This is a genomic window from Paenibacillus athensensis (assembly GCF_004514475.2).
Lineage (GTDB): Bacteria > Bacillota > Bacilli > Paenibacillales > NBRC-103111 > Paenibacillus_AL > Paenibacillus_AL athensensis.
This window is the reverse complement of sequence record NZ_MYFO02000005.1, coordinates 242060-260230: the sequence shown is the minus strand read 5'-3', so window position 1 is coordinate 260230 and position 18171 is coordinate 242060. Positions and strand designations below refer to the sequence as shown.

Genomic DNA, 18171 nt, shown 5'->3' with positions numbered 1-18171 from the left:
CAGCATGAACGCCGTTAAAAATATTCTTTTTATTAATGATACGTATGATGATTTCAACCTGGGGTGCAAGGCGACAACGCAAGCTATGTATGAATTGATGGAAGAACGTTTGCCGCAATACCGCGTAAGCGGAGTGATCAAGCTGTTTCATACTGAGCGCTCCGAAATTATCGGCTTGCTTCCCCATTCGGAGCACGAGCTGGACGAAAAGTGTCTGCAAGTGCTCAATCAGGATACGGCGTTCCGTTTTGAGTTGGACAAAATCAGGCAATGCGACATTGTACTGATCAATGGAGAGGGCTCGATTTACAAAGATGTCGTAAAATGCCGGTATCAATTATTTCTTGCTTACCTGGCCAAAAAATATCTCGGCAAACGCGTCTATATGGTCAACCATACGGCCGACTTGTCGCTGATTCAAGCAATGGCAAAGGTTGTTTACGTCCAACTGGATGGCATCGTAGCACGTGAGCCGCTTACCAAGGCAGAGCTTGAAACTGCAGGGATCGACCATGTACAGCTTGGAGCCGATGCTGTATTCAAATTTACAGACATGCCCTCCCAATTTGCCAATCGCTTGCCGTTGGGATTTCGCTTTGATGACAAGTTTATTATTATTGGAGGCTCGTCATTAAATCATCCTATTTATGAAAAATGGTACGGTTCCTGGTCGAGGGAAGATTTTAAAGAGCTGATTACCAGCATTCGCGATCATTTAGGCGTACAAGTTATGCTGGCGGATGTCGGCGGTGACGATTTTCTGCGGGGTTACGATGTAGAAGAAGGAATTTTCTACGCGAAGTTTACGTATCAGGATTACATGCTGCTGGCAAGTAAAGCGTTAGTTCATTTAAGCGGCCGGCATCACGGTTCCTGTCTGGCTGCAATAGCAGGCTGTCCGCTGCTCGGACTGACGGCGAATACCCGAAAGATGGAGGGGGATTTTCAGTTATTGGACTGGGATTGGCCCGTGTATAGCTTTTATCGCTTAAAGGAACAAAAAAACGAAATTGTACAAAGCTTGGAGCGGATGATCGAAAACAATTTCGATTTGCGTCAACAAATGCTCCGCCACGCCAGAAGTTTGTATGATAAAGCACGGTTGAATGTCGACATTTTGAGAAAATAGAGGAATGTCATGAGAAAAAATGTGCTGATCTTCTCCTACCTGCCTCGACACTTGAAAAAATTGCTCCCACTGGTTGCGGAGCTCGTTCAGGACACTCGCTTTCATGTCTCGCTTGTCCTGATGACTCGAGAAGAACAAGCGATTGCTGCACAACTTAACCTCCCCTACCGGATGCTGGATGAGTTTACACAGCTCCCCCGCAATCACGATTTTGATTTGGGTTGGGGATTGGAGCCGCTGATTCGCGCGATTTCCGATTTGGAGCCCGAATTGTTTATTGCCATAGAAGTGAATTATATCCTGAGGAATGCCGTCCGTTTCTGCAAGCAGACGCGTATTCCCAGCATCATCTTGCAGCACGGTACGCCGAATCGCTATTCTCGGCATGCCTTTGTACCGTTTGAAGGGAATTTGTTTGCTGCGTGGGGGGAATTTACTCGCGATTTTCTCATTCGGGAAGGGATGAATCCTCACCAAATTGTCCTAACCGGCGGCATTCCCTTCGATGCTTCGATGAATAAAAAGCCGCAGCGCGAGGAGCTTGCGCGAGAGCTGCGGCTTGATCTGAACAAACAATGGATTTTGTTCACGACGCAAGGTCCGGGAGCAGGCAATCGGCCGACCCCGGAAGAAATTCATCATAGTATAGCGGAAACGGCCCAATTTTTTGGAGCGAGTAGAGGTTGCCAGTTGCTGCTGCAGATTCATCCAGGACAGCAAATAGATGAGATCCAGGCAATCGTCGATGAGGTTGCCTCAGATGCGATCGTGATGAAATATCGGGATACTGAGCAATTGATCGCCAGCTGTGACCGGATGATGACCTTTTTTTCCACGACAGCCTTAGATGCGATTATTATGGGTAAGCCGCTGCTGCTGATCAATTTGAGTGGAGAAGAGGAGTTTCTTCCTTTTGTGCGGATGGATGCAGCGCTTGGTGTTTACAAGAAAGAGGACATGAGGGAAACGCTGGAACAGTTTCTCACCTATAGAGCTCTTCCGGAGCGGATTCGTCGCGCGGCGGAGTATGTCAACGATCGAAACGATGGGCAAGCGCTGCTGCGGATTCTAAACCTGATCTATCGTCAACTTGATCTTCCATTTGAAAACGGAGGGAACATAAGTGAACCCGAATAAGCTAACCTTTGTTGTAGCGGAAATAGGCTGTAACCATAAAGGAGATATGGCAATTGCCAAGGAAATGATTGAGACAGCAGCTCGATTTTGCAAGGTAGACGCTGTCAAATTACAAAAACGCAGCCCTAAAGATTTATTAAACGAAGCAGAATACAATGCGCCACACCCGAATCCCGTGCATGCTTACGGCGAAACCTACGGTGCGCATCGCGAGTTTCTGGAGCTTACGGCCGAGCAGCACGAGGAGCTGAAGCGTCATTGTGAAGCAAACGGAGTTGTGTACAGTACTTCAGTCTGGGATCTGACTTCGGCCAAGGAAATCGTTGCCCTCGAACCGCAATTTTTGAAAATTCCTTCGGCCTGCAACCTTGATTTTGCGATGTTGGGCTATCTGGCAGAACACTATGAAGGCGAAATACATCTTTCGTTCGGAATGACCACAATTGAAGAAGAAGAACGGATTTTGCAATTTTTCACTGAGAGAAAACGGAATCGCGACCTGGTCGTGTATTCCTGCGTTTCGGGATATCCTGTAAGTTTTGAGGATTTGTCGCTGCTTGATATTCGCCGTTTGCAGGAGCAATATGGAGATCGGGTGAAGGGTATTGGCTTCTCCGGACATCATCTGGGCATTGCCGCGGATGTAGCGGCTTTGGCGCTGGGAGCTACTTACTTTGAAAGACATTTTACGCTGGACCGCACTTGGAAGGGAACGGATCATGCAGCAAGCCTGGAGCCTGACGGCATGAGAAGGTTATGCAGAGATCTGGCTAATGTACAGAAGGCGTTAACTTACAAAAGAGAGGATATTCTCGATGTCGAAAAGGTCCAAAGAAGAAAGCTCAAGCGTGAATTCTCCGGTTGAGCAAAAAGTGGTTGCCTTTATTCCCGCACGAGGAGGAAGCAAGAGTATTCCGTTGAAAAATATCGCTAACTTTTGCGGCAAGCCTTTGCTGTACTGGACGTTGCAGGCAGCGGAGCAAGCCGGGTGCATCGATGAAATTTACGTGGCGACAGATCATGAGGAAATCCACAATACGGTGGAATCATTCGGCTTCTCCAAGGTACGCGTCATCTCTCGCTCCGAAGAAAGCGCAACAGATACGGCTTCAACGGAATCCGTCATGCTGGAATTCGCTGAAGAACATCCTTGCAGTCATATCGTGTTGATTCAAGCGACTTCTCCATTACTGGAGGCGGCAGACCTGACAGCCGCTTTTGCCCAATATATGGAGACCAAGGCCGATAGTCTGGTATCAGTCGTGAGACAAAAGCGATTTGTATGGGAGCAGGATGAGCGCAACCGGATTTCTCCACTCAATTATGATTACCGGCAAAGACCCCGGAGACAGGATTGGACGGGATACTTGGTTGAGAACGGCGCAATGTACATAACGCGGCGCGAATTGTTGCTTGCGACCGGATGCAGAATATCCGGAGCAATTGTGGGCTATGAGATGTCGGAGGCGAGTTATTTTGAGCTGGATGAGCCGTCGGATTGGGTGATTGCCGAAGGCTTGAAGATGAGGACCAGTCCGCCTTGTCACTTCGACCGCATCAATTTGTTGGTCTGCGATGTCGACGGCGTGTTGACGGATGCGGGCATGTACTACTCGACATCGGGAGAAGAGATGAAAAAATTCAATACCCGTGACGGTAAGGGGATTGAGCTGCTCAAGCAATGTGGCATACATGTCATGCTGTTGACATCCGAGCATATTTCGGTTGTCGAACGTAGAGGGGTGAAGCTGCATGCTGATTATGTCCATATGGGCATCAAAGATAAAAAGGGATTTCTGGACAAGTTCTACGAAGAGCACCCGCAATATTCCTTTGCGTCAACTGCTTATATCGGCGACGATGTGAACGATTTGGAAAGCATGCGTCATGCTTATTTGGCCGCGGCTCCCTCTGATGCAAGCGAGCAAATCCTTCGTATCGCCGATTATGTGTGCACGAAGAAGGGCGGCGAAGGCTGCGTAAGAGAGCTCTGTGATATCATCGTGTTGGGGAGGAATCATGAATAATCTTTCGCTTGTTATTATTAATGCCGACGCAGCTGAATATTGCAGCCGTTTGTTTGACAGCCTGAAGAATCAAACAATCCCGCTGGATCACGTTCAACTCGTATTCATTGATAACCATTCAAAAGATGCTTCGGTAGAACTGGCGCGTGCTTATGGAATTGAGCACATTTATGTATTTCCACATTTCGTTGCAAATAAAGGCACACTCTATAATAAAGGAGCGGAGTTGGCGCAAGGTGAGTTTGTTGTGTTTGTGCACAGCGACATTGAATTTGCCTCCGACTTCTTTGCCAATCTGGTTCTGGAGCCAGGAACACAAGCTGCTTGGGTGGAGCAGTATTACGTAGACGGCCAGTTGTTCGGTAAACATCAACTCGGAATTGATTATATCGAAGGCCAGTTGCACTATCGGCAATTATTTCAAAATTTACCGGATCGGATCCCTGTTTTTGCCTCTTGCTCCGAAGCGTGTTTTGTTCTCAGCCAAGAGGTTCTGGAGCATTACTCCTTCGATCAGGATTATCGGGAATCTTTTTTTGAGTATTCCTTTTTACATAAACTAGAACCTGCTCGTATGATCGATCTGCCGAAATGCAGAGTTCATCATTATTTTCTAGAAATGCATGAAAAGTTGTTAAATCGAGAATTTGATCAGATTTTGTTTCTTCACAAGCATCGAGAGCTTATCGAGTGGAAACGAGTTTTTCTGCATGAACAGACGGCGAGGGAAAGGTTGCAGAATGCCCTTGAGCTTCAAGACAAGGAACTGAGATTACAGCAGCAGGCCTATGAGCAAGCGATGGTTGATGCCGTAGCGGCGCAACAGCGGATTGCCGAGCTATCGGAAAAGGCGACAGCTCTGGACGTTAGGTTGCTTGATAGAAATGATGAGGTAGCCCGATTGTCTAGCAGTATGGCTGAGGCATTGCAACAAATCGACAACTTGATCGGCTACGAGAAGCTCATCGAGCAGCAGTCGGTTTCTCTCGTTGAACTAACGGCGAAAGAACGCGAGCTGAACGAACGGCTGCAAGTCATTTTAAATTCCGGCGGATGGAAAATTTTGTTGAAATACTATAAATTAAGAGACGTTCTCGCTCCAGTTCATAGCAGAAGGCGTTTGCTGTTGAAGCTGGCGAAACGAGCCGTTCTCAGTCCCAAATTCGTTTGGAGAAGCCTGAATCGGAACAATCTCAAGAAGCTGGCGTATTACTGGAAAGTGGATGATAGCCGGCTGTTATCCGAACGTATTGATCAGTTTGTCGACCGTCATCAGGAAATAAAGACTCCCACAATCCAAACATTTCAGGCTCCTGTGGATCAAGAAGCTTATGACAGGCTTTATTTTCCAGTGTCCGCTGCGCCGCTAGTCTCAATTATTATTCCTGTTTATAACCAATTTTCTTTTACCTACAGTTGTTTAAAGAGCATTCTGAAACATACCACGGACATTGCTTATGAGATTGTGATCGCCGACGATATGTCTACTGACCGAACGGTTCACTTGGCCGAGCTTGTCGAGAATATCACGATTATACGCGATGGAACGAACCGCGGCTTTCTTTTGAACTGCAACCATGCAGCCAAGTTTGCCAAAGGGAAATACCTGCTATTTTTAAACAACGACACGAACGTGCAGCGTGACTGGTTGAAGCATTTGATGGATGTGATGGACAGGGATCATACGATCGGGATGACTGGCTCCAAGCTGGTGTATCCGGACGGACGGATGCAGGAGGCGGGCGGTATCATCTGGAAGGACGCCAGCGGCTGGAATTTCGGCAGGCTGGACGATCCGGAGAAACCGGAATTTAATTATGTGAAAGACGTAGACTACATTTCAGGTGCGGCCATTATGGTGCGATCCGCATTGTGGGAGCGGATTGGCGGATTTGACGAGCGGTACGTTCCGGCCTATTTTGAGGATTCCGATTTGGCGTTTGAAATTCGCAGGATCGGTTACCGTGTCGTGCTGCAGCCGTTATCTGTCGTTGTTCACTTTGAGGGAATTTCGCACGGCACCGATGTGAACCAAGGCGTGAAAAACTATCAGCTTCAAAATCGCGAGAAATTCATCGCGAAATGGGCTGCTGAGCTTGAAAGCGGACAGTTTGAGAATGCGACGCATGTTTACTGGGCCCGGGATCGCAGTCGTTATAAAAAAACACTGGTGATCGTCGACCACTATGTTCCACACTTCGATCAGGATGCAGGCAGCAGGACGGTGTTTCAATATATTCGTTTTTTTGTACAATGCGGTTTTAACGTAAAGTTCATTGGGGATAACTTTTTCAGACATGAACCCTATACGACGGTATTGCAGCAACTGGGCGTTGAAGTTCTGTACGGGAAATGGTATGCGTCTCATATCAGGGAATGGATAAAGTCGCATAGCTTGTACATTGATTACGTGCTTTTGAATCGACCGCATATCTCCATTAAATATATGGATTTGTTTAGAAAGCTGACCTCTGCGCGAATTGTGTATTACGGACACGATCTGCACTATTTGCGTGAGCAGCGGGAATACGAGCTTTCGGGAAATCCCGCATTGCTGCAATCTTCAGCGAATTGGAAGCAGATTGAGCTGGAATTGTGTCGTAAAGCGGACCGTGTCTATTATCCGTCGCAGGTTGAAATCAATGCATTGCACGAGCAGCACATATCTACACCGGCTAAAGCGATTCCAGCGTACATCTTCGATGAACGAGAATATGTACCTGCAAATTTCAGCCACAGAAGCGGGCTGCTGTTTGTCGGCGGATTCGGCCACAAGCCGAATGTCGATGCGGTAATGTGGTTTGTCGAGCATGTCTTTCCGGAGGTGCTCAAAAGTCTTCCCGAGATTCGTTTTTATATTGTTGGCTCGAAGCCGCCTGAACGGATACGCCAGTTGCAAAGCGAGCACATTGTCGTTACGGGGTTTGTCAGCGATGAAGAACTGCAGTCTTATTATGATCGTTGCAAATTGGTCGTAGTTCCCCTTAGGTATGGTGCCGGTGTGAAGGGCAAGGTCGTCGAAGCGCTGTACAATCAGTTGCCGATTATAACAACGAGTGTTGGTGCAGAGGGACTTCCTGATATTGACGACTACGTGGTCAGAACGGATGATTCGTCTGAATTTGCCCGACAGACGATTGCTTTATACCGCAGCGAAGAGCAGTTGAGCCGGCTTGCCATGCGTTCATCTGCATATGTAAACCAATATTTTTCATTTTCCAGTGTCTGGAATACGATTGCCGAGGATTTTGATATCGAAAGGAACGAATCCAAATGATTATACGTTCAAAAGCGCCACTGCGACTTGGATTAGCGGGAGGGGGGACAGATGTTTCTCCATATTGCGATCAGTACGGCGGATATGTATTAAACGTCACGATCGATATGTATGCCTATTGCACAATTGAAACAACAAATGACAATAAAATCGTGTTTTATGCAGCGGACCGGAATGAGCGGGTCGAATTGGAAACCGCATCGTTTTTGGAATTAGACGGCATACTAGATCTGCACAAAGGAATTTACAACCGGATCGTTCGCCAGTACAATGGAGGCAATCCGCTTTCATTTACCATGACGACTTATTCGGATGCTCCGGCGGGGTCCGGTCTCGGCTCGTCGTCTACCATGGTGGTGGCCATTCTGAGCGCTTTTACCGAGTGGCTGAACTTGCCGTTCGGCGAATATGACATGGCTCATCTCGCCTATGAAATCGAAAGAATCGACGTAGGACTAAGCGGCGGACGTCAGGATCAGTATGCGGCTACGTTCGGTGGCTTTAATTTTATTGAATTTTACGCTGAAGATCGCGTTATCGTGAATCCACTGCGCGTGAAGGATTGGATCGTCAACGAAATGGAAAATTCCATTGTGTTGTACTACACGGGCGCTTCGCGGGAATCGGCCAACATCATCAAAGAACAAGTGCAGAATGCCGAAAACAAAAATGAAAAATCGATCAATGCCATGCACGAATTAAAGGCTGACGCCTTGATTATGAAAGAATCCCTTTTAAAAGGAGATATCATGAACTTTGCCGAGTATCTCGGTAAATCATGGGCGGCTAAAAAAAGAATGGCGCAATCCATCACGAACACCGCGATCGACACCATCTATGATGCCGCAATCGGAGCGGGAGCCTACGCAGGCAAAGTATCCGGAGCCGGGGGCGGCGGGTTTATGATGTTTATGGTCAACCCTGTACATAGACTTCAACTGATTGCAGCGTTAAACGAACATCCGGGTACGGTAATCAACTTTCATTTTACGGAAAACGGGGCGCAGAGCTGGAGGGTATAATGGAACGGTTCAAGACCTTGGAAAGCGTCGCGGTCGGGCGCAGGAATAATTACGATATTATGCGTTTTATCGCTGCCATACTGGTGATTTACGATCATTCCTATCCTCTTGGAGCAGGTATTGGAGGCGGAGATGCGATTGCTGTTCTGACTCACGGCAAATGGAACAGCGGTGCGCTTGGCGTGGCCATTTTCTTTATTATTAGCGGATTCCTGATTACGCAAAGCTATGAGCGTTCAAAAAATATATTTATATTTGCGAAGGCGCGGTTTTTAAGAATTTACCCGGCTTTGATTGTTGCAATCCTGTTATCTGCGTTTGTGCTTGGCACGCTTGTGACCAGCTTGCCGACGGGCGAGTACTTGACGAATTCGCAAACGTATCAATATGTCAAAGCGTTATTGTTATACCCGATGCAATGGAACCTTCCTGGCGTATTCGAGGGGAATGTATATAAGAACTCCGTTAACGGCTCCCTCTGGACCATTCCGTTTGAGGTGTTGTGTTACGGAATTGTGGCCATCGCAGGTATTTTGGGGATGCTTCGTTATAAGACGTTTATGGTCGTTTTGTTTTCCTTGACCCTGTTTGTGTATTTCTTTTACGACCAGATCTGGCCTTTCGGCAAACAAATTTTCGGCTTGCAGGTCATTGATCTCTGTCAGCTTTTCTGTTATTTCTCGGCGGGCATGATGATGTATATATTTCGCGCGTACATCCCGATGAACAAATATTTCGCGATGTTTTGCGTGGTTATCCTTTACCTGGCAGCCAATTACGGCGGTCTTAAAGAATTTTTTATTATATTCGGAAGTTATTTAACGTTGTATGTCGCCTATATCACGATATGGAAATTTGCTGAATTTTCCCGACTGGGCGATTTCTCTTACGGTATGTACATTTACGCGTTTCCAGTTCAGCAAGCAGTAACCTATTATCACGGCGGAAGCATGTCGGCTCCGCTGAATTTTCTTTATAGTTTTTTCATTACACTGTTGTTATCTGTGCTTTCCTGGCATTTGATTGAAAAAAGAGCGCTTGCGCTCAAAAAACAGCGCTTTGTTCCGGAAGCGTTTGTACCCGGCGTATTCGTCACCACATGGACAAACATCGCTCGCGGTTATGCCTACGTATTGGACAAGCTGGCGGGCATCCGCTGGTGGCAGTTTGCCGCTGTGTTTGTATTGCTTGTCATCGCTGCGCATTTCTATAACGAGAAACCGGCTATCGTAACGTTTCCTTACACGAAAAGCGAATCTATCTTCTCCGGCGGCTGGCATCCGCAAAGCCCCGATGAAGCTTATCGCTGGATTAATACCAGCGCATCGGTCCAACTGTCCAAGCCCGCCGATGCCCATAACGTGATTGTCGAAGGATTTGTTCCGGAAGCCTTTAAGGAAATCCACCACGTTCGACTGCTGCTCAACAATAAGCAAGTAGCCGAGCAGGACATCTCTGCCGGCCAATCGTTGCAACTCCAAGCGCCCGTTCATGACAACTTGTCGAGTTATACTATTACCATCATGTTTGACGGAGCCCATCAGCCTGGTGCGCAAGACGCCGACCAAAGGGTGATGAGCGCCTTAGTTAGCCGAATCGCATTTCATTAAAGGAGAGAATATCCGTGAACGCATTTATTTCCAATCAAATTCAAAAATCCTATGAAATAAAGCAAGCCATGCTGCAGGATCCTGCAATGGTTCAATTAATCGAAACCGTATGTGCAAAGGCGATCGAGGTCTATCAGAAAGGCAACAAAACGTTGATTGCCGGCAACGGGGGAAGTGCAGCCGATGCTCAGCATATTGCAGGGGAATTCGTAAGCCGTTTTTATTTTGATCGTCCGGGCCTCGCCTCCATCGCATTGACGACGGATACCTCTATCCTGACGGCGATTGGCAACGACTACGGTTATGAGCGATTGTTCTCGCGTCAAATTCAAGCCAATGGGAACGAAGGAGATTTGTTTATCGGAATTTCTACCTCGGGCAACTCCGCGAATGTAGTTAAGGCGCTTGAAGCCTGTAAAGAAAAAAGCATCATTACCGTTGGCCTCACCGGAGCCAAGGGAGGCAAGATGGAGGCGCTTTGCGATTATTGCATCAAGATTCCTTCAGATGAAACGCCAAGAATTCAGGAAGCGCATATTCTGGTAGGTCATATCATTTGTGCGGCTGTCGAGCAAGCGATCTTCGGGGATGGGTTTTAAGATGGAAGCCATCGTATTAGCCGGAGGCTTTGGCACCAGACTGCAATCGGTCGTATCCGATGTGCCGAAGCCGATGGCCCCCGTGCGGGGAGTGCCGTTTTTAAATTATATCTTTAATCAACTGTGCCGATCGGGTGTGACGAGGATCGTCCTTTCTACAGGATTTAAACATGAGATCATTGAGTCTTATTATGGAAAAGCATTCAAACAAGCGGCTATTGTGTATTCTCGGGAAGAAATGCCTTTAGGTACGGGGGGAGCCATAAAAAAAGCTATGTCCCTGATTGAAGGTAATCATACTTTAATCCTTAACGGTGATACTATGTTTGCTGTCCATTTACAGGATATGATGGATGTTCATATTACAACGAAAGCCGAGCTTACGATTGCGGTTAAGCCCATGACTAATTTTGATCGCTATGGTTCACTTCATTTGAAGCAAAATCGCGTTGTGGATTTTCAAGAAAAGATGTGGGTACAGTCCGGATTTATCAGCGGAGGTGTTTATGCGGCTCAAACCTCGTTGTTTGACGGGCTGGAACTTCCCGGTTCGTTCTCGATGGAAGTCGATTACTTGCAGCGTTACGTTCATAATCGAGCCTTTATGGCGTATCCATCAGATGCTTATTTCATTGACATCGGTATCCCGGAAGATTATCACAGGGCGCAAGAGGATCTGCCGGAATGAAAACAAAAGCGCTGTTCTTGGACCGTGACGGTGTAATTAATGTAGAGAAAAATTACGTGCACCGCATTGTTGATTTTGAATTTCAGCCTCATGTGTTTGAAGTATTACGGGAATTTCAGGCGGCACAATACAAATTGATCATTATTACGAATCAAGCTGGAATAGCCAAGGGTTATTATACAGAGGAGCAGTTTCATACGTTGAATAATTGGATGCTTGAACGCTTTGCGGAAGCCAGGGTCCTGATTAATCGGGTATACTTTTGCCCGTACCATTTGGACGGTATTCCGCCGTACAGGCAGGATAGTATGTTTCGCAAGCCGAATCCCGGAATGATTCTGGCAGCGCGGGACGCCTTTTCCTTGGATTTGGGAAGTTCATTGCTTGTAGGTGATCAAGAATCGGACATTCAAGCCGGAAGGAATGCAGGCGTAAAGACAAACCTTTTACTGGCTACAGATCCCATCAAGCAAAGAGAGACAGCAGCAACTAGCGTTATTCAAAATCTTTCCGAATTGGTGAAGTGGATATAGAAGTTATGGAGGATCGGAATAAGTATGCGTGCATTAAAGTATCGGAACTCAATTGCAGTCATAATTTTGTTTTTCGTTAATTTGAGCTGGTTCGTTAAATTTAAATTTCAAACCATTATGGGCGATGATCTTTTTAGCTTGCATGCAATTCAGAGCGGTCAAGAGAGTTTATTGCATTACACTTTGTTTTCTGCACCATTCGGAAAATACCGTCCAGTTTTTAATTTTTTTCAGTATGTAACGGCTAAAATTTTTGGAACTGACCTCCAGTTATATATTTTTTTTAACATAATCGTGAATTTTATAGCGGTTGTTTTGATGTTTTGTTTATTGCTGCTGCTTACTCGAAAAACTCTCTATGCTTTCATATTTGCATTGATTTTTGTCACTTGCCGCTTTTCTTACTACAATGTGCTGCAGATATATGGTTTAATGGAAGCAGTTGCACTAATCCTTTTTTTACTTATGCTGTTGTTTTGCGTATATATTTATCAAAATCCGAAGAGAATTAATCTCTATGCTTTGCTACTGCTTCAAACATTATTGATTTTTACACATGAACGCTATATTGTTACAGTTCCATTCTTGTTCCTGTTATTAATGTATATTTATAAAAAAAAGAAGTGGTACTATGCTTTGTGGACGATTACTCCTGTATTGCTGAATGTAGCTCTAAAAAAAATAGTTATTGATATTACCTTTCTCCAAGGAACCGGAGGAGCAGCCATTGGATTTGACTTTTTACAAATTGTTATATTCGTAGGTTGTGGCTTATTAAATATGGTGGGTATAAATGTAGGAGCGCCATATTTGAATGGTATTAATTTTCCGCAAGAATCTTTGATGACACAAACATTAAGCGTTCTGATTTCAGGTATTTACCTTGTTTTGTTAATTGCTTTAATAAGGCAATTTCTCAAGAGCAAATTGGAGCATAATAAGAGCTTCGTAATTTTTGGACTAGGTATGGTACTTATGCTGTCTTTGTTGCTGGCAGCCTCCATCACAATTCGACAGGAGTATCGATGGTTATATGCTCCTTATGCGGTACTGCTGCTGCTCACAGCTTACGTGTTGCCCCGGCTGCAACTGAAAAATGTAGTGAAATATATACTCTTGTTACTCATTTGTATTCCTGTATTCAAAAATGATTTGTATGTTAGGAAATTTTTGGATAGAGTTTATTTTATGGATGCTTTACATATTGCTGATAGCACTTATGCAAGCAGTATAAAGCAATATGGATTAAACATTAGATTTAAGACCATTTATATACAAAATGATCCGGCATTAATATGGACGCTACAAGGTTCAACCTTTTTTCAAGTGTATGCTGAGAATCCAAGCTTAAAAGTTACGTATGTTGATGACTTGTCAGCCGTCGATTTAGCTCAAACGGATCTCTTGTTGCTAAAATTCAATACCACTACCCGTTTGATGGAAGATGTGACTGATTTCTATATAGGTTCGAAACATTCAACTCCGGTCACAATTCGGCCGGAAGATTGGGCTATTCCCGATTCAGCCTATGCGCAGATAACGGCTTCCGGAGAAAAATTGTTTTACAAAATAGTTACAAATTTCGATAAAATGAAAGACATTTCTTTGGTTGATCAGGATCGGAATGTTACTTACTCTCTATCGGATACAGCCGTAAACAATGAGTCATTGTCGAAGCTGGAGCCCGGAAAATTTGCCTTCTATAGAATCGATAATCAAATGTGTTTATTGTGGATATCTATACCAAATAATTTGAAAATGGGAAAGACTATACTACAATAAAAGTCCTATAGCTTAGAGGAGACAGTGACGAAAATGTTTAAATTAGGGGATCTTATTCATTTGAAGCAACGACAACAATCAGTAGTGATAATTGAAATGGCAGATCAGGCGTTTCAAGCTATTGGCTTAAAGGAAAGCCCGATTACTGACGAAGCGTTTCAAATTTATGTGAACGTGGAAGGAAGCTCTGCTCGCTATGTTCTGGATATAAGAAATAAAATGTTCATACGTTCGGATGAAGCGTTTGATCCGGCAGGTAGCTTAGCCAAAGCTGAACTGGAGAAAGTGCTGCGGTTCGAGCTCATGTCGAAAGTCGATACATTTTATCAGCTATTCCATAAAAAAGAAGTGGCATTCGATTCACAATCCTCTTCGATCTTTTATGGAGGCAGAGTGTACGATGAACAAGAAATGAAAAGCCTAGTTGACGCTTCGTTAGATTTCTGGTTGACAGCCGGGCGGTATAATAAAAGATTCGAGCAAGAATTTGCTGCATTTATGGGAGTCAAATACGCCTTACTGACCAATTCCGGTTCTTCAGCCAATTTGTTGGCTTTTTCTGCATTAACATCACCCAAACTGGGTGAGCGCAGAGTTATGCCGGGTGATGAAGTGATTACAGTGGCAGCGGGATTTCCTACCACGGTAGCGCCAATTATTCAAAACGGGGCGATTCCAGTCTTTGTGGACGTGGACTTGGGAACTTACAATATATTGGCCGATCAGATCGAGGCTGCTGTCACGCCCAAAACCAAAGCCATTATGATCGCGCATACGATGGGAAATCCGTTTGACTTGGACACAGTTCTGGTTGTAGCCCGCAAGTATCAGCTTTGGGTAATTGAAGATAACTGCGATGCCCTGGGTTCGCTATATCAAGGTAAATTGACGGGCACTCATGGACATATTGGCACGTCCAGTTTTTATCCGCCGCACCATATGACAATGGGAGAAGGCGGTGCGGTCTATACAAACGATGCTCAGCTGAAAATGATTCTTGAATCTTTCCGCGACTGGGGACGGGATTGCTGGTGTCCTTCGGGGTGTGACAATACGTGCAAAAAACGATTTGATTGGCAATTAGGCTCCCTTCCTTATGGATATGATCATAAATATACATATTCTCATATCGGTTATAATTTGAGGGTGACAGAAATGCAAGCGGCCGTAGGTGTCGAGCAATTAAAAAAAGTGCCCGGATTCGTTAAAGCGCGCCGAGATAATTTCAGTCGTTTGCTTGCGGGACTTCAGGACTTGAATGATTATTTTATATTGCCGCACCCTACACCGGGTTCAGAGCCGAGCTGGTTCGGCTTTATTTTAACGTTACGTGAGCAGGTCAAATTTTCGCGTAATGAAATTGTCGCGTTTTTGGAGCGAAATCGGATTCAGACCCGGATGCTGTTTGCTGGAAATTTAATTAGACAGCCGGCGTTTGCCAATGCGAACTTTCGTGTAGTTGGTGATTTGCGGAATACGGACAAAATCTTGAACGATACTTTTCTGGTAGGTGTGTACCCGGGATTAACAGCCGAGATGATTGACTACGTCATCGGCAAAATTCAAGAATTTGTTAAAGCGCATTCTTAAGGAGGATTGTTAGCATGAAAGTTGTGATCCTTGCCGGAGGTTATGGCACTCGCATCAGTGAAGAATCGCATTTAAGGCCGAAACCGATGATTGAAATTGGAGAAAAACCGATTCTGTGGCATATTATGAAGGGATATTCGGCTTACGGATTTAATGATTTTATTATTTGTTTAGGCTACAAAGGGTTCTTTATTAAAGAATATTTTGCCCATTATTTTCTACATGAATCGGATGTCACTTTTGATTTTACCAACGAAAATCAACTGATCACTCATCAGCATTCGGCTGAGCCTTGGCGGGTAACACTGGTTAATACCGGCTTAGATACAATGACCGGAGGCCGGGTCAAACGTATTCAGCCTTTCGTCAAAGATGAACCGTTTATGCTGACTTACGGAGACGGCGTCTCCGATATTAACATCGCAGAGTTAGTGAATTACCATAAGCTTCACGGTAGGCTTGCTACGGTAACTACGGTTCAGCCAAGTGGTCGTTTTGGAGCTCTCAGCTTGACGGATCAGGACGAGGTTCTTGGCTTTCAAGAAAAGCCAAAAGGGGACGGCGCTTGGATCAACGCGGGCTTCTTCGTCATGCAGCCTGAAGTATTTGATTTTATCGACGGAGATGAGACTGTTTTGGAAAAAGAGCCTTTAGAAAATTTGGCGATAAAAAACGAATTGATGGCTTATAAACATCATGGTTTTTGGCAACCGATGGACACTTTACGGGATAAGAATCAATTGGAGCAGCTTTGGAAAACCGGACAAGCACCTTGGAAAACCTGGGAATCATTTGCGGGGGAATATCGTGGATAAATTCTGGAATAATAAAAAAGTGTTTGTTACAGGACATACGGGCTTCAAAGGCTCGTGGTTAAGTTTGTGGCTCTTGCAAAAAGGCGCTCTTGTAACCGGATATTCGTTGGATATTCCGACACAGCCGTCGATGTTTGAAAAATGCGGTTTGGCGGACCGGCTGGAATCATCCATTATTGGCGACGTTCGCGACCTAAGTTATTTAACAGCAAGCATGCAGCAGGCTGAGCCCGATATCGTATTTCACATGGCTGCGCAACCTTTGGTTCGGGAGTCTTATCGTTCTCCGGTTGAAACCTATACTACAAATGTAATGGGGACTGTCAACATGTTGGAAGCGGTAAAAGCATGTTCTACGATCCGCGCAGTTATCAATATTACAACAGATAAATGTTATGAGAACCAGGAATGGGTTTGGGGATATAGAGAAAATGAAGCGTTGGGCGGTTATGACCCGTATTCCAGCAGCAAAGCTTGTTCCGAGCTGGTTACTTCTGCTTACCGCAATTCTTTTTTTCATCCTGACCAGTATGAACTGCACCGGGTTGCTGTTGCTTCTGCAAGAGCGGGCAATGTGATCGGCGGCGGCGACTGGGCCCAAGACCGATTAATTCCGGATATTATTCACTCATTAGTGAATAGACAACCCATCATCATTCGTAATCCTCAGGCTATTCGCCCGTGGCAGCATGTACTGGAGCCTTTAAGCGGTTACATGAAATTGGCCGAGAAGCTGTATCGAGACGGAGCGCAGTTTGCTGAAGCTTGGAATTTCGGCCCATATGATCAGGATGTGGAACCAGTTCGTTGGATCGTTGAAGCCTTGTGCGAGAAATGGAATGGCCCCCATCAAGGTTATACCATTGTACAAGATGGAAATTTCCATGAAGCCCATTATTTGAAATTGGACTGTTCGAAAGCTCACAGCCAGCTGCAATGGAAACCCAAATGGAGTTTACATCAAGCCCTTGACAAAATAGTCGAGTGGACAGAAGCGGACTTAAAAGGCGAGTCCTTGTTTGAAGTCAGCGTCAAACAAATTATGGAGTATCAGCAATGATGGAGATTGCGGTAACAGGAGCGGCCGGATTTTTGGGCAGTCATCTGGTAAAGGGATTGCTCCAACATGGATATAAGGTGATTGCTCTGAAACGGTCTTCGTCGGACTCGTCCAGGTTGAAACAGGTGCTTCCCAACATGTTTCTGTACAATATCGATATGACATCGGTTGAAGACATCTTCCGTGTTCATCGAATCGATACGGTTATTCATGCTGCCACAAATTACGGTCACAAGCAGCAGGGCAGTGCAGTCATCGAAGATAATGTTGTTTTTCCATTGAAAGTATTGGAAGCTTTGACAGCCACCCATCCGCAGGGTGCTTTTATCAATACGGATACTTTTTTTAATAAACCGAATTATCAAGCTTACGGTTATTTACATAATTATCGTTGGAGCAAGCAATGTTTTGCGGAAATGGCAGAGAAGCACGTTGCTGCTCTGGACTCGGCACAGTTTATTAATGTGAAACTGGAGCATTTATATGGTCCGTTGGATAACGAATCCAAATTTGTAATGAGTATTATCAATCGCTTGATCGGTAACGAATCTGAGATTGATTTGACTTCCGGCGAACAGCAGAGAGATTTTATTTTTGTCGACGACGCGGTAAAGGCATACCTTTATCTAATTAAACAAAGAAGCAAGCTTGAACAAATTTCTGCTTTCGAATTAGGAAGTGGAGCGGCCATATCCATACAGAGTTTCGTAAAGTTGGCTAAGGAGGTTACTAAAGCCACAACGAAATTGAATTTTGGCGCACTGCCGGATCGGGAAAACGAAATTTTATACTCAGTCGCAGACTGTGAACCTTTGCGGAAGCTGGGCTGGAGCCATTCAACCAGTTTGAAGGAAGGGATTGAGCAGATCGTGCGAAGTTGCTTAATTAAAGGGGAATCCTGA

General features: G+C 45.2%; 15 protein-coding genes. All 15 read left to right on the top strand.

Translation table 11 applies throughout. The features are described 5' to 3' along the window. The first annotated feature begins 4 nt into the window (after positions 1-4). Genes B5M42_RS11850 through B5M42_RS11780 form a run of 15 tightly spaced genes read left to right on the top strand, consistent with a single transcriptional unit; the run spans position 5 to position 18171 of the window. The gene (locus B5M42_RS11850) at positions 5-1129 is read left to right on the top strand and encodes a polysaccharide pyruvyl transferase family protein (protein WP_167689755.1); all 1125 of its coding nucleotides are present in this window, start codon (positions 5-7) and stop codon (positions 1127-1129) included. A gap of 9 nt (positions 1130-1138) precedes the next feature. Beyond that, the gene (locus B5M42_RS11845; protein ID WP_134751377.1) at positions 1139-2266 is read left to right on the top strand and encodes a glycosyltransferase family protein; all 1128 of its coding nucleotides are present in this window, start codon (positions 1139-1141) and stop codon (positions 2264-2266) included. Then, the gene (locus B5M42_RS11840; RefSeq protein ID WP_209280674.1) at positions 2253-3131 is read left to right on the top strand and encodes an N-acetylneuraminate synthase family protein; all 879 of its coding nucleotides are present in this window, start codon (positions 2253-2255) and stop codon (positions 3129-3131) included. The genes B5M42_RS11845 and B5M42_RS11840 overlap by 14 nt, the downstream gene beginning before the upstream one ends. After that, complete coding sequence (locus tag B5M42_RS11835; protein ID WP_134751379.1) at positions 3082-4293, top strand: N-acylneuraminate cytidylyltransferase; 1212 nt, start codon at positions 3082-3084, stop codon at positions 4291-4293. Before B5M42_RS11840 ends, B5M42_RS11835 begins: the two co-directional genes overlap by 50 nt. Further along, complete coding sequence (locus B5M42_RS11830; protein WP_134751381.1) at positions 4286-7570, top strand: glycosyltransferase; 3285 nt, start codon at positions 4286-4288, stop codon at positions 7568-7570. The genes B5M42_RS11835 and B5M42_RS11830 overlap by 8 nt, the downstream gene beginning before the upstream one ends. Next, positions 7567-8592, top strand: coding sequence for a GHMP family kinase ATP-binding protein (locus B5M42_RS11825; protein WP_134751383.1), 1026 nt, complete (start codon positions 7567-7569; stop codon positions 8590-8592). The genes B5M42_RS11830 and B5M42_RS11825 overlap by 4 nt, the downstream gene beginning before the upstream one ends. Then, positions 8592-10202: an acyltransferase family protein gene (locus B5M42_RS11820; protein WP_134751385.1), complete on the top strand. Its 1611-nt coding sequence runs from the start codon at positions 8592-8594 to the stop codon at positions 10200-10202. Before B5M42_RS11825 ends, B5M42_RS11820 begins: the two co-directional genes overlap by 1 nt. 14 nt (positions 10203-10216) lie before the next feature. Then, positions 10217-10801, top strand: a complete 585-nt coding sequence (locus tag B5M42_RS11815) for a D-sedoheptulose-7-phosphate isomerase (RefSeq protein ID WP_329959293.1) — start codon at positions 10217-10219, stop codon at positions 10799-10801. A gap of 1 nt (position 10802) precedes the next feature. Next, positions 10803-11489 (top strand): nucleotidyltransferase family protein, encoded by a 687-nt coding sequence (locus B5M42_RS11810; protein ID WP_134751387.1) that lies wholly within the window; start codon positions 10803-10805, stop codon positions 11487-11489. Next, positions 11486-12022 (top strand): D-glycero-alpha-D-manno-heptose-1,7-bisphosphate 7-phosphatase, encoded by a 537-nt coding sequence (locus tag B5M42_RS11805; RefSeq protein WP_134751389.1) that lies wholly within the window; start codon positions 11486-11488, stop codon positions 12020-12022. Before B5M42_RS11810 ends, B5M42_RS11805 begins: the two co-directional genes overlap by 4 nt. A gap of 24 nt (positions 12023-12046) precedes the next feature. After that, entirely contained in the window at positions 12047-13804 is a 1758-nt protein-coding gene (locus B5M42_RS11800) for a hypothetical protein (protein ID WP_134751391.1), read from the top strand. Between the two features lie 33 nt (positions 13805-13837). Further along, positions 13838-15394 carry a lipopolysaccharide biosynthesis protein RfbH gene (gene rfbH, locus B5M42_RS11795; protein WP_230632866.1) on the top strand — a complete coding sequence of 519 codons (1557 nt, stop codon included), beginning with the start codon at positions 13838-13840 and terminating at the stop codon, positions 15392-15394. Between the two features lie 14 nt (positions 15395-15408). Beyond that, positions 15409-16209, top strand: coding sequence for a glucose-1-phosphate cytidylyltransferase (gene rfbF / locus B5M42_RS11790; protein ID WP_134751393.1), 801 nt, complete (start codon positions 15409-15411; stop codon positions 16207-16209). Further along, positions 16199-17269, top strand: a complete 1071-nt coding sequence (gene rfbG / locus B5M42_RS11785) for a CDP-glucose 4,6-dehydratase (RefSeq protein ID WP_209280678.1) — start codon at positions 16199-16201, stop codon at positions 17267-17269. Before rfbF ends, rfbG begins: the two co-directional genes overlap by 11 nt. Beyond that, a complete protein-coding gene (locus B5M42_RS11780) occupies positions 17266-18171 on the top strand; it encodes an NAD-dependent epimerase/dehydratase family protein (protein WP_134751397.1) in 906 nt (301 codons plus the stop codon). Before rfbG ends, B5M42_RS11780 begins: the two co-directional genes overlap by 4 nt.